At 50.5% G+C, this 14551-nt stretch carries 15 protein-coding genes, 2 other RNA genes and 2 pseudogenes; 4 read left to right on the top strand and 15 right to left on the bottom strand.

The genetic code is table 11. The features are described 5' to 3' along the window. The 8 genes and pseudogenes from TY09_RS15895 to TY09_RS18995 all read right to left on the bottom strand — a co-directional run. Nucleotides 1-393, bottom strand: a pseudogene (locus TY09_RS15895) (VirD4-like conjugal transfer protein, CD1115 family); the annotation flags it as partial. Next, on the bottom strand, nt 383-853 hold the full coding sequence (locus tag TY09_RS15890) for a PcfB family protein (RefSeq protein WP_042436389.1): 471 nt from the start codon (nt 851-853) through the stop codon (nt 383-385). The gene TY09_RS15890 and the pseudogene TY09_RS15895, both read right to left, overlap by 11 nt. A 183-nt stretch (nt 854-1036) precedes the next feature. Continuing rightward, the gene (locus TY09_RS15885; protein WP_042436387.1) at nt 1037-1834 is read right to left on the bottom strand and encodes a DUF6674 family protein; all 798 of its coding nucleotides are present in this window, start codon (nt 1832-1834) and stop codon (nt 1037-1039) included. Nucleotides 1835-1883: 49 nt separating this feature from the next. Next, entirely contained in the window at nt 1884-2585 is a 702-nt protein-coding gene (locus tag TY09_RS15880) for an antirestriction protein ArdA (protein WP_042436385.1), read from the bottom strand. Beyond that, a complete protein-coding gene (locus tag TY09_RS15875) occupies nt 2578-2931 on the bottom strand; it encodes a DUF7768 domain-containing protein (RefSeq protein WP_042436383.1) in 354 nt (117 codons plus the stop codon). Before TY09_RS15875 ends, TY09_RS15880 begins: the two co-directional genes overlap by 8 nt. A gap of 300 nt (nt 2932-3231) precedes the next feature. Then, a complete protein-coding gene (locus tag TY09_RS15870) occupies nt 3232-4716 on the bottom strand; it encodes a ParB/RepB/Spo0J family partition protein (protein ID WP_042436381.1) in 1485 nt (494 codons plus the stop codon). A gap of 241 nt (nt 4717-4957) precedes the next feature. Then, nucleotides 4958-5521, bottom strand: a complete 564-nt coding sequence (locus TY09_RS18955) for a complement C1q domain-containing protein (RefSeq protein ID WP_052335733.1) — start codon at nt 5519-5521, stop codon at nt 4958-4960. Between the two features lie 149 nt (nt 5522-5670). Further along, on the bottom strand, nt 5671-5814 hold the full coding sequence (locus TY09_RS18995) for a hypothetical protein (protein ID WP_326520125.1): 144 nt from the start codon (nt 5812-5814) through the stop codon (nt 5671-5673). Between the two features lie 644 nt (nt 5815-6458). Between TY09_RS18995 and TY09_RS15860 the strand changes: the two genes are divergently transcribed. Then, nucleotides 6459-6683 carry a CsbD family protein gene (locus tag TY09_RS15860; RefSeq protein ID WP_042436379.1) on the top strand — a complete coding sequence of 75 codons (225 nt, stop codon included), beginning with the start codon at nt 6459-6461 and terminating at the stop codon, nt 6681-6683. A 70-nt stretch (nt 6684-6753) separates the two neighbouring features. On the opposite strand, the gene TY09_RS15855 is transcribed toward TY09_RS15860, so the two are convergent. The 7 genes from TY09_RS15855 to ffs form a co-directional block, all read right to left on the bottom strand. After that, nucleotides 6754-8244, bottom strand: a complete 1491-nt coding sequence (locus TY09_RS15855; RefSeq protein ID WP_042436377.1) for a leucine-rich repeat domain-containing protein — start codon at nt 8242-8244, stop codon at nt 6754-6756. Between the two features lie 354 nt (nt 8245-8598). After that, nucleotides 8599-8948: a transfer-messenger RNA gene (ssrA, locus tag TY09_RS18065) on the bottom strand. A 35-nt stretch (nt 8949-8983) separates the two neighbouring features. Then, on the bottom strand, nt 8984-9454 hold the full coding sequence (smpB, locus tag TY09_RS15850; protein ID WP_009059898.1) for an SsrA-binding protein SmpB: 471 nt from the start codon (nt 9452-9454) through the stop codon (nt 8984-8986). A gap of 17 nt (nt 9455-9471) precedes the next feature. Continuing rightward, nucleotides 9472-10071 carry a recombination mediator RecR gene (gene recR / locus TY09_RS15845; protein WP_009059946.1) on the bottom strand — a complete coding sequence of 200 codons (600 nt, stop codon included), beginning with the start codon at nt 10069-10071 and terminating at the stop codon, nt 9472-9474. 3 nt (nt 10072-10074) lie between these two features. Beyond that, on the bottom strand, nt 10075-10425 hold the full coding sequence (locus TY09_RS15840) for a YbaB/EbfC family nucleoid-associated protein (protein WP_009059874.1): 351 nt from the start codon (nt 10423-10425) through the stop codon (nt 10075-10077). 14 nt (nt 10426-10439) lie between these two features. Continuing rightward, on the bottom strand, nt 10440-12206 hold the full coding sequence (gene dnaX, locus TY09_RS15835; protein WP_042436374.1) for a DNA polymerase III subunit gamma/tau: 1767 nt from the start codon (nt 12204-12206) through the stop codon (nt 10440-10442). An 87-nt stretch (nt 12207-12293) separates the two neighbouring features. Further along, nucleotides 12294-12391: signal recognition particle sRNA small type (ffs, locus tag TY09_RS18060), an RNA gene on the bottom strand. Nucleotides 12392-12462: 71 nt separating this feature from the next. Here ffs and TY09_RS18450 point away from each other — a divergent pair. From TY09_RS18450 to TY09_RS15820, 3 genes and pseudogenes are all read left to right on the top strand, one after another. Further along, nucleotides 12463-12765, top strand: coding sequence for a hypothetical protein (locus TY09_RS18450; protein WP_147584721.1), 303 nt, complete (start codon nt 12463-12465; stop codon nt 12763-12765). 502 nt (nt 12766-13267) lie between these two features. Further along, nucleotides 13268-13858 carry a uracil-DNA glycosylase gene (locus tag TY09_RS15825; RefSeq protein ID WP_009060234.1) on the top strand — a complete coding sequence of 197 codons (591 nt, stop codon included), beginning with the start codon at nt 13268-13270 and terminating at the stop codon, nt 13856-13858. 311 nt (nt 13859-14169) lie between these two features. Then, a pseudogene (locus tag TY09_RS15820) lies at nt 14170-14551 on the top strand (methyl-accepting chemotaxis protein); the annotation flags it as partial.

The raw sequence follows: 14551 nt of genomic DNA, 5'->3' as shown, positions 1-14551 counted from the left end.
GGGGCGGGTGTTCATGGTAAGAAACTCTGTGCCTGTGAGTACTACGTTGTTGCCGAATTTGGGGTCGATAAAGGGCTTTATGTCCTTTTGCGTTCCCCACCGGGCCGAGCCATATTCCACATCCCTCCGAAACTTTTTTGCGTTTTTTACCTTATACCATACCACCAGCCGGAGCAGGACAGCCCCGGCAAGGCCAATGAGCCAGTCGGACAGCACAAAGCCCGGCGCAAAGGAAGCAAACGCCGGGCTTATGGTTTTTATCATGCCCACCAGCTTATTTCCGAAGTCTGCACCTGCCGCAAAGCGGTAGGCTGTGCCCAGCTTTAGAAAGAACCACAGCACGAACAGATAGGGGACATTGGGTAGCACATACTTACGGATTTTAGCGTTCATTTCGCGACACCTCCCGTTTTCGTTCCTTTTGGCGCGGTTTGGTACGCTCCCTGTCGGCAAAGGCTTTCAGTTGTTTCAGAATAGAGGGGCGGCTTTTGCCCCGGTTCAGCACCAGCTTTGTGTATTCGCCAAAACAGGCGGTTATTGCGTCAGCCTGCCCGGCCTTGAAAAAAAGCAGATATTTGTCCGGCCCGGTTTTGTGAAACGCATAATCTACATTGTATTTCCGGGTCACACGGTCAAAAAGCTTCGTATCCCCGGATAAATCAAGGCTGTTGGTCGAAACGCCGTGGTTCATCAGCTTTTTAACGCTCTGTCTGCCCTGCGGGGTCTGCCGCTTCTGATGGCCCTTTTGTATCTGCCGGAGTGCTGCCGCCAGTACCTTTGCCAGCGTCCGCCCTGTCAGCTTTGTGGTATTGACCGATAGGGCAACCGTCCGGCGTTCAATATCTTCCTGCATGAAATTCCTCCTTTCCTGCCAGATAGGACAATCCCATAGGCGGGAGGACTTCGGGCCTCGTCAGTGCAAACTGCGCTATGCAACTTCGGGCCAAATTGCCCCGAAGTCCGCACCGCTCCGTTGCACTTCCTCTCCCCACAAAGCCTAACCGGCTTTGCGTGGCCCCCTAAAAGCCGAAGTTGCCTACCTCTCCGCATTGACAGGGTGGGGGCGTTCAGGGGTGGGAGCGTCCTTTTGCACCTGTGTGATTTTCTCATTGTGAGTGGCAAGAGCTTCCCGGATAGATGGCTTTTTCTCTGCCGCTCGTTCCTCCAATTGTGCCAACGTATTCAAGGATTTTTCCACATGGCTTTTTATACGGGAAAGATGGGAACGCTCCGCCCGGAATGGAGCGGATATGACCGCCGCCAGCTTGCCGGGCTGTTTGGCTTCCTGTGCCGATTCTCTGCCAAGCATGGCCCGACCCATGTTTTTCAAATGCCGTCCGGCCTGATGGTATTCCGTGCTGATGGCTTCAATTTTGGCAATAGCCTTATCATCAACCTGAATATCCTTTGTGAGCATATCCCGCATGGCTTCCAGAATGGGGCGTACCTTGAAGAACCGGGCTACATTATCCAGAGCAGAAATGCCAGTTTCCTTACATGCGGCAACGGCGTTTTTACAGCCGTCTATGACGTTTTGCTTTAGCTCCGCTAATTTATCCCGCAAGTCAAGTACCTGCCCCTGCATAACAATGACTGCTTTTTGCAAAGCGGTCTTAACCGGGTGGTTCTGTTCCTGCGCTGTTCGGAGTTCTTGCCGCATGGCGGCAAGCTCCTTTACAGCGGCTTCAAGCTGTTTTTCCATTGCACCGACTTGATTCAGAACCGCAAGAAAATCCTTTGTGGACGGGGAATTGTGTTCCCGCAGAACCGCCAAAAGCTCTTTCACATGCTCATTTTCTAAAATCGGCTCGGCGGTGGTTTTCGTTTTTGCCATAGGCTGTTTACCTCCTTTCGCACTTCGGGCCAAGTTGTCCCGAAGTTGGTTATCGTTCCTCATTGACGGGGCGGGAACGCTCCTGGGGAACGGTTTCGCTTATCATCTTCCCGTAGCTTTCCAGCGTTTTCTTGATGGATTTTTCCGGCTTTGGATAAGCGAAAATTCGGTATTCGTCCGGTATATCGCTCCTGTCACTGTAATGCTCGGTAAAGTCCATATCATTTCTGGAAACATAACCGCTTTTATAAAAAGCACCATCTTCATTTATTGAGAAGTCTCGCCCATATGCTTCATAGTCAAAATAGGGCTCCAGACTTTCCGGGATTGTTTCCCAATCAAGTTCGTCAATCAGATAACAGCCCAATTCTTTATTGTCAGTAACACCGGGATAAAATTCGTAGCAATCAAGGTTTTGTGTCAGATTGATTAAATCTTTTACAGTTCCGGTATGATTGCCAAGTTCCACAGCGGCCGAAAACTTTTCTAACTCCCATTCCTCCATATCGTCCAGCAGAGAAGCGAAGTAGTTTAGCTCGTCAATGCTTTCATATTCTCCCAAGCAGTCACGCAGGCCGGGAAGGTCGGTTTCATAATTGGTAATGAAAAGTTCCTCATACCGCACACCGTCTACATGGATATGCTTCAAAAGTGCCTGTACTTCTTCTGTGGTAGCAGGGAGCTTTAGTGGCTCCCCGTCCAAATATCCCTCATTATACCGCCCAAGGTTGGTGACAAAGGCTTCAAGCATAGTCTTTTTCCTGCCCCTGTGTTTTCACGGTCAAAATCCCGTCCAGCGTGGTTGCCGTGATGTTCAGCCGCCCGGCAACGGCAATGTCGTTTTTTACGTTTTCGTCAATATCGCTTCCGCATACGACAAGCACATGAGAGCGGCGCAGGAGATCCCGGCTCATATCAATGCCGCTTTTATGTTCCTCCGGGATTGCGTCATTGAGAAAAAGTGGAAGATACAGGGTCGGGCAAACCGGGGAAAACCCGGCTTCATAGGCTGCCCGGCAATACTGCGCCGCCTGTTTGGTGTCCATATCGTGATTGCCGCACCATGCGGCGGTAATGTATGCTAATGGTCGTTTCATTATAAAAGCACCTCCGTTCTTGTTGCGCTGAATGTGTCAACCTATCCCCCCGCCCTTTCCATTCATGGAAAGGGGGCAGCTCAAAGGAATATATATCCCCGTCGCTTGACTGCCTTAAAGCATAACCGGGAGAAATCCGTCAAGAGTGCGAAGCACCGCCTACGGCGGCAAGCTCTTGACCGATTTTCCCGGCTATGCTACCCAATAAGCGGCGACGGGGAATATATTTATCCTTAGAGCTTTGGGGCACGGGGCAAAGCCCCGCATATACCGACTTCGGGCCAACTTGACCCGAAGTGCTTATTTTTCCTGTTCGGCTTTCTTTTGAGGAGCCGAAACCTCTTTCAGCTTCGCCTTGTTTTCCTCCAGCAGTTTCATAATGGTATCCTTCATTTCGCGAGGTGTTTTCTCCTTGCCGAAATACTGGCTTAATTCCTGACTTGAAATAATCACTTTGTCTGCCTCCTTTTTTTCTTCTAACATGATTCCGTCAATCACATCGGGGTTTAACAACTTCTTTTGGTCAAGGTCACGCATACGCTGTGCCTGTGAGAGTGAGGGAGCCGACTGCTGGCCCTCAATGGCGATAGCGATATACCGCTGATTTTTGGGCTTGATGAACGCAAGCTCCACGGCGGGAGTGAACGCGATTTTCTTTTCGTCCACCATTTTTATAAGGTCGGGAACCAACTCATTGAGCTTAATATACCGCTGAACCTGCTTGACCGTCATTTTGTTGCGCTCTGCTACAACCTCATTGGAGCGTTGCCCGTTGCCGGTTCGCGCGCCCTGCCGCTTGATGGCTTCCAACTGCATTTGCAGGGCTTTGGCCCGTTCACTGGGCAGGATATTTTCACGCTGGTTGGTGTTGTCCTCTACCATCTGCGTGATGGCCTGTTCGTCCGTCATGTTGCGGATAATACAAGGCATATCCGCAAATCCGGCTAATTCGCTGGCCTTCTGGCGGCGGTGGCCTGATACGATTTCATAGCCGCCATCTTCACGGGGGCGCACAATGGCAGGCTGGGTAACGCCCTTGTCCTTAACGCTTTCCACCATAGCCGCCATTTCTTCATCATTACGAACCTGAAACGGGTGATCTTTGAAAGCGAAAAGCTCGGAAAGATTGAGATAAACAATCTGTTCCTGTTCGCCGGGGCGGGGTGCTTCCCTCGGTTCGGACGGCAGTTCCGGGGCAGGGGACGGCGTTTCCTGCTGTGCCTGTTCCGTAGCTTGCGGGGAATCAGAAGCCCCGCCGCCAATTTCTGCGGCTTGTTTCGGTTTATCCGGCTTTTCCGGTTTTACAGCCTTTGGGGCTTTTTCCTGTTTGGCAGGGCGAGTAGGCTTTTTGTCCGCTTTTTCAGTGGTTTTTTGTGAGCGAGATTTGGGCTTGCTGTTAGCCGTTTTCGGCTCGTTTTCCTTTCCCTTATCCATACCGGGTTTCTCTGGCTCTGCCTTTTTTTCGGTGTGTGCTGATTTTTCCATGTCCTTTTTTTCGGGGGCGGTCTGCTCCGCTTCCTTTACCGCCGCCTGTTTCCCGGAAACAATCTCATTGATTTTGTCAAAGGAAACCACCACATCACCGGGGGCGGGAATGTCAGCGTGAGGCTCCAATCCGTCCTTGCCTATGTCCTGCGAAGCCGATTTCACGGTAGGGTTTTCCGGGGCTGGGGCTTCGCCGCCGACTTCGGGCGGCTTTGCAGGAGCGGTTTTTTCTTCCGCTTTGGCTTCCTGCGCCGGGGTGGTGTTCACTTCATCAGGCTTGTTTGGCTCATTATTTGCCATGCGCTTTTCCTCCTTATTTGTTTTATGGCATGAAAAAAGGGCCTGATTTTTCAATCAGACCCACCGGGATACATAATCCCCCCTTTCCACTTCGGGCCAAGTTGTCCCGAAGTACCGCTATCCAAACACAGAAATACCGCCCTGCTTGTCCAATAGGGCGTTATCCTGTGTAATGTGATAGCTCATATTTTATTTTGGTATCTCCTTATCCTGTATAAAATAAGGGCTTTTGCAGTTTTCCTTAATTAACTGGTTCAGTGGGGCCAGTGGGACCTTCCGCGCCTGCCGCACCAGTTGGACCGGTTGGACCAGTAGGACCTTCCAGACCTGCTGCACCAGTTGGACCGGTTGGACCAGTAGGACCTTCCGGACCGGTTGGACCGGTGGGACCTGTCATGCCCGTATCATCTGTTCCCATTACAGCCAGAGAGGCTTTGATTGGGACAACGGTTGAATAATAAATCGTAGCGCTGCTGCTATTCCTCAGTTCTACGGTTACAGGGGTTGTTACCACCTCTATGACGCCAACTCCGACTACTTCACCTGTTTTGATGGGAGAATTACCGATTATGACGTCTCCCTGCGATGAAACCAGCGAAAATCCGGCGCCAATGGTCGATACAGAGGATTGTGTGGCTACCCACCAGTCAAATTCATATGTGCCCGCTTCTTGTATTGTAATAACGCCAGTGGCATTGTTGTAACTGATATTCCCAATAGAAATCAGTGTTGAGTCAAAGATGACGTTTGTATTAGATTCAACGGTTCCCGTTGTTAAGCGTTCAACCTGCAATGATATACTCATAAAGGTATCCTCCTATGAATCATTTTATGTTGCCAAGCTGGATTCGTGTATAGCATCTTAGTGAGCGTTCAGATTAGAACATTATTATGGTCACATACTTTGGGAAAGGAATACCTTTATAACAAAGCTCTGAAAAATGCTGGAATAACCTAAAATACGTCGGTGCAATCACTCACATCAGGATGTTTCTGCCGCGTCTGCCAAAGAGCCTCACCGGTTTTGATATCGTATTTCTTCGCCTGCTCATTTTTGGTCAATATGATTCCGTACCGTTGCCCCGAGCCGCCGCCCACAGCAATCGGCTTATCAGGATTTCTGGCCGGTGCAGGAACTTTACAGACGCGTAAAAGCTGTTGCAATCTAAGTGTAATATGATTCGATCTACATTTTCCACACCAAACATATGTATTTAGGTATATTTATTATAATAAGGTAAAGTTTAAGAGGTAGTGGGCTAGTAGATGAATCAATTGCAATAAAATATCTTAGCTACCTATTTACGCGGTACGGTAACCCCAGAAGTCAAAGGATATACGAACTCGCAACGGCGCTGAATGCAGGTATGAACTGGTTGTCTGGTGTATGTAGTGTTCAAAGAAGCTGCGAGAGATTTCCAGAATCAGACCCGGATCAATTCTCAACCCGACTATCTTATGTTCTTGATAAAAGAGGTATTATCCCAGAGCAATTAGCAAAATGAGCAACATCCAAGCAAATTCCATTCGGAAATATTTAAGCGGTAATTCTTTTAAAATGCAGCTGATATATGGTAAGTGAGTATATATGAATAGATAAAGGTCCGGCTGTGTAATGGTACATTGCAGACCACAAATGTTTTTCAAGTAAACCGTATTTTGAAGAAATAATTGGACGGTTATAAAAATTTATGTTGTATATAAATAAAGTATAATTAAGCCCCATCAAAGGAGGAATAAAAATGAGCAACGAGATCGAAAAAAATGTGGACAAGATAATTGGTAAGGTAAAAGAGGTTGCTGGACAGGTTGTCAATTCCGAAGAGTTGGAGCTAAAGGGAAAACTGCAAGGTTTAAAAGGCGAAGCAGCCGAGGTTGGGGAAAAGGTAAAAGAAAAGATTGCTGAAAAGGCTAATGATCTGATTGACGCGATTCAGGAAAAGAAAGAGGATAGTAAAGAAAACTAAACAATCAGAATATAAAACAAAAAAATCCCCCGTAACCGGATTTACTCCAGCTGCGGGGGATTGTCTTGTTTTAATTAAAGTAGGTGGTCTGGCGGCAAGCTACGCCATGCTGTTTGACACCCGCTGCTACATCAAACTTAATGGATGCGTGGGTAATTTCCTTACCGCTTTCAGGGTCATAAAGCGTATAAGTGATATATGTCGTTCCTGGGCGCAGACCGGTAACACGGTAATTGCCGTTTGGCAGCTGGCGAACGGACGCGATGCCATCGCGCGAAGATGTCATTCGGCGAATTTTGACATGAGCACTTCCTACCAGCCTTACGCCAATGTCATAAATGTTCCCGGGGGCCATTGTGTACGTTCTGGTATCCATAGTGACTGCACCGTAATAAGCTCTTCCATTGTAACCCAGTGCGCCACTTGGCAGATAAATTATATCCTCTCCGATCACACGAAAGCTGTAACCATTCGAATTTGCGTAATCGGATGCGAAAGAGTCCTTTTTACCATAAATAATAAAATCAGGATAAATGGGAAGACCGGTAAAATCATTCCTCTTTGGATTCAACGTTGTGTAAAACTGATTAGTAAGCTGCATATTTTTATCGGGGAAAACAATACTTTTCAGGCTGAAGCAATCAGAAAATGCACCGTCCATGGATATTAGGCTGTTCGGCAGCGTCACCTCAGATAACGAGGTACACCTCTCAAAAACATAACTTTTAATCTGGGTAACCCCTTCGGGGATAACGATTTTTTGCAGGGAAGTACACCATTCAAATAAACTATAATCCAGGACTTTGACGTTCTTGGAAAGGGTAACGTTCTCCAGGCTGTAGCAGCTTGCAAATGCCTCCATTCCAATGTGGGTAACGCTGTCGGGAACGACCAGGTTTTTTAGCGCCGATGAACCGCTCAAGGCTCCGTCTTCGATGCTGGTTACCGTGTTGGGAATGGAAAGATGCGTCATGCTTTTCATGCCGCTCAAAGCGCCTGCGCTAATCTTCTTTAATCCCGCAGGAAGCACGACGGCAACAGCATTTTTGTTTTTGTAATTCAGCAGTATGTCGTTCATGATTACCATGTTGTTTGGATACTGTGCCATCCAGGCGGTCCCAGAAAACGCGTCCCGGCCGATTTGGGTAACGCTTTTGGGGATCTGCACTTTGGCAAGCTGTGCGCAGTTCTGAAAGGCAGAATCCTCGATAGTAGTGATCCCCTCCGGAAGCACGATGCTCGTTAGTGCACTATTGTGAAATGCACCGTTCCGAATGAATGTCACTCCCTTGGGAATCGTCACGGTTGTGACCTTGCTGTAGGAAAAAGCACTGGAACCAATTTCTGTTACTCCATCTGGAACGACAACAGCGCCGTCGAGCCCTTTATAGGCACGGAGAACCCCAAATTGGTCGATTTCAAAATCACCGGTCGTGTCCGCGCTTGCCAATACTGGAAAAGAAAAAGTAGCCGTACTGACCAATAGGATCAGAGTTAAAAGAAAGGCAATCGTTTTTTGAAATGTTTTCATTATTTTCATCCCCAAATATGTAATGTCCATGTAATAGCCTACCTGAAAATCCCGGTAATTACAATGAATAAAATTTACCAACAGTTAAGAATGGGGCTATAAAGAACAAGTCCCCACCAATTGTGCGGCTGGGGACTCAGTTAATTATTTAATCGCTAACATATCACTTCATTTTGCTATCTGGGATCAATCCGATAGGGTATAAACTCTGCAGCTGTTTTTTATCTGGCTTCCTTATTGTCATGACATCATAAAAAATAAAAGCGGCACACCGGAAAATCATTTCAGTGCGCCGCTTCATTGTTTTATTCGATTTTTTCGATCTTCCCCTATTACAGCACAAATCCGCATCAGCCCAAGAGCCAATGCGGATAGTGATAAGGTTGGTGGAGATGAGGAGAATCGAACTCCTGTCCGAAGACCGCCTACCAAAGCTTTCTACGAGTGTAGCCGGTGTTTTAACGTTCCCTCCGCACAGCGCCCGTCGGCAGGCTCTGTGCATCAGTAGCCTTTAAGCCATGACCGGGTTAAAGGCGTAGCCCGGTTCATGTTCACCGCTAAATGACGCCCTTATCCGGGCCGCGGTACTCCCGGTAAGAACGAGCAGCCTAAATTAGGCTGCTAATGCAACTTTATTGTTGTCGTTTAATTTTAAGTTTGCGGATTTTATAGCGGTTCCGCACCGCTACTCGCTTACTTAGGCTCACAACCCCCGTCGAAACCATTGCATCCCCATATTAAAAATATAGATACAGGCTTCTTTCAGATATTATGCCCTGTTTTTGTCTTTCATTGCGCGCTCGATGTCGCGCTTTGCGGCTTTTGCCGCAAGATCCTGCCGTTTGTCATATTGCTTTTTACCTTTGCAAAGACCGACCTGCACCTTGACCATGGAACCCTTAAAATACAGCGACAGCGGAATCAGGGAGTAGCCGTCCTGCTTGACAAGGCCGAACAGCCGCATGATTTCGCGCTTGTGCATCAACAGGCGGCGCACGCGCAAGGGGTCTTTGTTGAAGATATTGCCCTGCTCATATGGGCTGATGTGCATGCCGTTGAGAAGAAGCTCGCCGTTTACCACCGAGCACCACGCGTCCTTCAGGTTGGCGCGCCCTTGGCGCAGGGATTTGACCTCGGTGCCGGCCAGCTCGATACCGGCCTCCATGCTTTCTTCCACAAAATAGTCGTGAAAAGCTTTTTTGTTTTGAGCGATTGTTTTGGTTGCAAGCTTTTCGGCCATACAAAAAAGCCTCCGTTCTAAATTTCTCTTCGGCCCTCCATCGCGCGGGTCAGGGTTACCTCATCGGCATATTCCAGATCGCCGCCGACAGGAATGCCATAAGCCAGGCGTGTCACTGTGATGCCCATGGGCTTGAGCAGGCGCGACAGATACATCGCTGTGGCCTCGCCCTCTACCGTGGGATTGGTGGCCATGATGATCTCCTTGACCTCGTCGTTCATGCGGGCCAGCAGCTCCTTGATGCAGAGCTGATCAGGGCCCACACCGTTCAAGGGGGAGATTGCACCGTGAAGTACATGGTAAAGGCCCTTGTATTCGTTGGTGCGCTCGAGCGCGAACACGTCGCGCGGGTCTTCCACCACGCAGATGATCGAGCGGTCACGGCCGGCGCTGCGGCAGACCGGGCAAAGCTCCTGATCCGTCAGGTTGCAGCACTCTTTGCAGTAATGGATTTTCTCGTGGGCCTCCCGGATGGCTCCGGTGAATTGCTCCGTTTCCTCTTTAGAGAGCCCAAGAACATAATAAGCAAGGCGCTGAGCGCTTTTATGGCCGATGCCGGGCAGGCGTTCAAACTGCTCGATCAGCCGCGCCAAGGGCGCCACATAATAGGCGGACATAGATCAAAAGATCCCGGGTACGTTCAGGCCGCCCGAAAGGGCCTCCATCCGCTCGCTTTTGTCGGCGGCGGCGGTGCGCAGCGCTTCGTTTGTTGCGGCCAGAATCAGGTCGGAAAGCATCTCCACATCCTCGGGGTCCACGACCTCGGGTTTAATGGTGATGGATTTCAGCTCCATTTTGCCGGTGGCGACAACCTCTACGGCGTTTCCGCCGGAGGTAGCGGTGTACTCTTTGGTCTCCAGCTCGGTGGTGGTCTTGTCCATTTCCTCCTGCAGCTTCTGGGCCTGCCGCGCCAGCTGCTGTAAATTGGCGGCGCCGCCTTTGCCGTAGCCTTCCGGTAATCTTGCTTTCATGTCGAAACCTCCCGTTATTGTTGAATCACTGGGATTCCCGCCGCCGCGGCGCTTTCCGCCAGGGCTTTGAGCGGGTCCTGTTCTTTTGTCTGTTCTGTCTGGGGCTTTTTGTATGGCCCCAGTTTATAGGTACGTCCCGTTACCTGCTTGATGGCGTCGCGCATTTTATCCCGCTGGGTGGGGCGGCGAAGCAGCTCAAGAGCGGTGGGGCTGGGTGCGTCGATCAAAACGTATTCTCCGCTCACATAGGCGGTGGATCCTGCGAACGAAGCGGCGACGACCCGCGAATAATCCTTCATCGTCTGCAGAATTTCCGGCCATACATCCAGCGGCCGGGCCGAATCCTGCAGCTCCTCGAGCGCATTGGATGTGCCGGATTCCCTTACAGCCTGCGAAACGGCGGGCTGTTTTGAGGCTTCCTCAGACACCGGCTCTTCGGGAACAGAGGGCAGTGTGGGAACAGCCGGTTCATACGGATCAGGCGGCGGTTCCTCCATCCATGGAGGTACGTCGTCCGGTTCCTGACGCTGCACCGTGGGTGCGGGGGAAACAGAAGGAGCAGGAGCCGCCACGGCAACGGGCGCAGGTTCCGGTATGCGGTGGACCTGCGGTTCCGGTGGCGCCGTCTGCACCGCGGGGGCAATGCCCTTTCTCTCAAGCGCGGCAATCCGCCGTACCAGCGCGTCCGTGCCGGAATCCAGCTCGGGCGAGCAAAGGCGCAGAACCGCCATTTCCATTTCAATCCGCCGGTTGCCGCCACGGTACATCCGCTCCAATGCGTCCTGCATCGTATCCAGACAATGCAGAATCACCGGCAGAGAGGTGGGGAGGGCCCGTGCGGACATGGCTTGATATTCTTCTTCCGGAACCGCCAGAATATCTCTGGCGTCCTTCATGGTTTTCAGCAGCATCAGCCCGCGGAAATAACCCGAAAGCTCTTCGCACAGCCGCGCCATGTCCTTTGACGCAGTATACAGCTCGTCGATCGCCAGCAGCGCCGTGGCTGCGTCTTTTCCGGTAATGGCGTCCGCCAGCCGGAACAAATGCTCCCGTCCCGCCAGTCCGGCGGTCTGGGTGACGATGTCCACCGTGACGTCGCGGCTGCGCCCCAGGCACTGATCAAGCAGCGAGAGTGCGTCGCGCAAGGCGCCGTCGGCCAGTCTGGCCAGCAGCAGCGCCGCCTGCGGCTCAATGCTGGCATTTTCCTCGCCGGCAATGTAGGTGAGGCGATCCGCAATATCCGCCGGTGCGATCCTGCGAAAATCAAACCGCTGGCAGCGGGATAAGATCGTTGCGGGAAGCTTATGCACTTCGGTGGTGGCCAGAATAAAGATCACGTGCTCCGGCGGTTCCTCCAGCGTTTTCAGCAGGGCGTTGAACGCGCCGATCGAAAGCATGTGGACTTCATCGATAATGTATACCCGGTATTTTGCGGCGGCGGGCGTAAAATTCGCTTCTTCGCGCAGGGTGCGGATATTCTCTACACCGTTGTTGCTGGCGGCGTCGATCTCCACCACATCCATCACGGAGCCGTTGTCGAGCCCGCGGCAGATTTCGCATTCTCCGCACGGGTCGCCGTCCTGGGGATTCAGGCAATTGACCGCCTTGGCCAGAATTTTGGCGCAGGTAGTTTTGCCGGTTCCCCTTGAGCCGGTGAACAGATATGCATGGGCCAGCCGGCCGGAGAGCAGCTCATTCTTTAAAGTGGACGTAACCTGAGGCTGCCCTACGACATCTGAAAACTGCCGGGGCCGCCATTTACGGTATAAAACCTGATACATCGGAATGTGTCCACCTGCCTTTGCGTGAATAAACCGAAAGCAAGACAGTTCGCCAAAATGACGACACATGCAATAGGATATGCGGACGAACAGACACAACCTGCATCGCACCGGCCAATCCGCTTAATGCTGCTCGGTTCCCCGCCTGACATGGTTCACGGCGGCCAGCCGTACAGAGCCCGCCCGCCCGCATATCCTATTGCACGCAATTCTGCCTTGCTTTTTCATAAGCTAACTAAAATAGTATAAACGATTTTTGAAAAAAAAACAACACTTTTCTGCGATTTGCCGCGGGGAGCGTTTGATTTTTCGCTTCCATTTTATCAGTTGGACGAAAAAAATGCAACCGGAAATGTCTGCTTTGTGGTATAATAACCGCAAAGAGTCACTTTTGTTTTTTTTTGATAGCTTTTTGGTTTCGCAGGGAGACTTCTTTTTTGTTTTGGCTTTAAAAGTGCAAGTTTTTTCACAGGTTGTTTTACGTAAAATGACCGCTTGCGCGGGTCTGCCCCTCATGCCGGGCAGGCACTTACTTTCGCAACGAGGCAAAAGTAAGTAAAGGCCTGCCAAAGGATACCTTTGGAATCCGTTCGGGGGAACGGTTCCTGAACACACTGACGAAAGCTACTGTAAAGGCGCTCCAATAAAGATGCCCACTCTCCGAACTACATCCGAAAATCAGTCTTGTAATCGCGTCTGTCGGCGGGCATTTTCAGAGCGCTCGCGTTGGCTCGTATTTTGGGTACGGAGATTTTGTCAAGGTTGTTTCTGCGTGAAAACAGGAAGTTGATTGTCACAATCATGGGGTCAAAACTCTCGCCATTCGGCGAAACCTTTAGGTGAATCCATTTCGCAGGAAGCCTAAAGTCAACAGGAGCTACCGTATGGTTTCGCGTTGGGCAGGTGAAAAGGCAATGTTCCCCATGCTTTAGGCGGCTGGCTGGTTGCCTTGCGGTGTGTGCAGTTTTTAGGTACGGCAGCCTTTGCGATAGAATAGAAAATTTATTTTTGCAGGCTGCCCGCAACATGGGTGCAGGCTCAGCCTGCTGATGGAGGATAGCATGAAAATGACTTGGGAAGAGCTGGAATCGACCTGCCTGCAATGCCGCAAGTGCGGCCTTTGTGAAAAGCGCACGAATGTGGTGTTCGGCGTGGGTAACCGCAGCGCGGATGTAATGTTCATCGGGGAGGGCCCGGGAGAAAACGAGGATCTGCAGGGGGAGCCCTTTGTGGGGCGTGCGGGCCAGCTGTTGGATAAAATGCTGGCGGCGGTCGACCTGGACCGCCATACCAATATTTATATTGCGAATATCGTGAAGTGTCGACCGCCGAAAAACCGTGACCCGGAGCCCGACGAGCAGGATGCCTGTTTGCCCTGGCTGCGCAGTCAGGTTGCGCTGGTGCGCCCGAAGATCATTGTCTGTCTGGGCCGTGTGGCGGCGATGAAGCTTTTAAAGCCGGATATCAAGATCACAAAGGAGCACGGCGAGTTTTACGAGCGAAACGGCGTGCTGATGATGGCGACTCTGCACCCGGCGGCCCTGCTGCGCAACCCCAACAATAAGCCCGCTGCATTTGAGGATTTTTTAAAGCTGCGCAAAAAGCTGGACGAGCTTCATCTTGCCCCCGCACCGGGCGATCTCCCCTTTTAATTCCAGAAGCGTTTCGTTGGCCGGCACTGGTTGTGTGCCGGCCTTTGTGTCGTCAACACATTCTATAAATAAGCAGAAAAGGTGTATGTTCCCTAATTTGGGAATATATACCTTTTTTCTACTGAAAATTTAACATTTCCTACAAAAAAATACAATATTTTCCTATAGATCTCTCTTTCAATTCCGCCGATTTATGATAATAATTTGCTTTTTTCAGCCGATATATCGTGTAAGCATCCGGAAAGCTTTGAATTTGGCGCATCGGGAGAGCTGGATGGGCTGAACCGGATGAAAAATAGGGGGTATGCAGCGTGAGACGAAATGAGAAGAAAGAACGTAAAAAAAGTCTGCGCGGAAAAATCATTTTATTCGTTGGCATTCCGGTTATTTTATCTTACCTGGTCGTCGGTTCTGTTATTTTGATGATCGTCAGAAACAATGTCAGTCAGCTGACCAATCAGCAGCTGGCCTCTGATTCCAAGGCGGCTTCAATGCAGATCGAAAACTTTTTCCAGCAGTATATGGCGCTCCCGAACCAGTTCTCGAAAAATGTGGAGATACAGAAGATGATGTCTGCCACCGGTCAGGGACAGGCGATGGAGCAGTACGTGGGATTTTCCAGCCTGTACGACACCATGAAGAGCATGGCGGGTAAAGACGAAAACATTCTGTCACTGTGGGTTGCGGATGTTG

It is taken from the genome of Faecalispora jeddahensis (assembly GCF_000577335.1).
Lineage (GTDB): Bacteria > Bacillota > Clostridia > Oscillospirales > Acutalibacteraceae > Faecalispora > Faecalispora jeddahensis.
The sequence above is the reverse complement of the archived record's forward strand: the minus strand, read 5'-3'. Positions and strand labels throughout refer to the sequence as shown.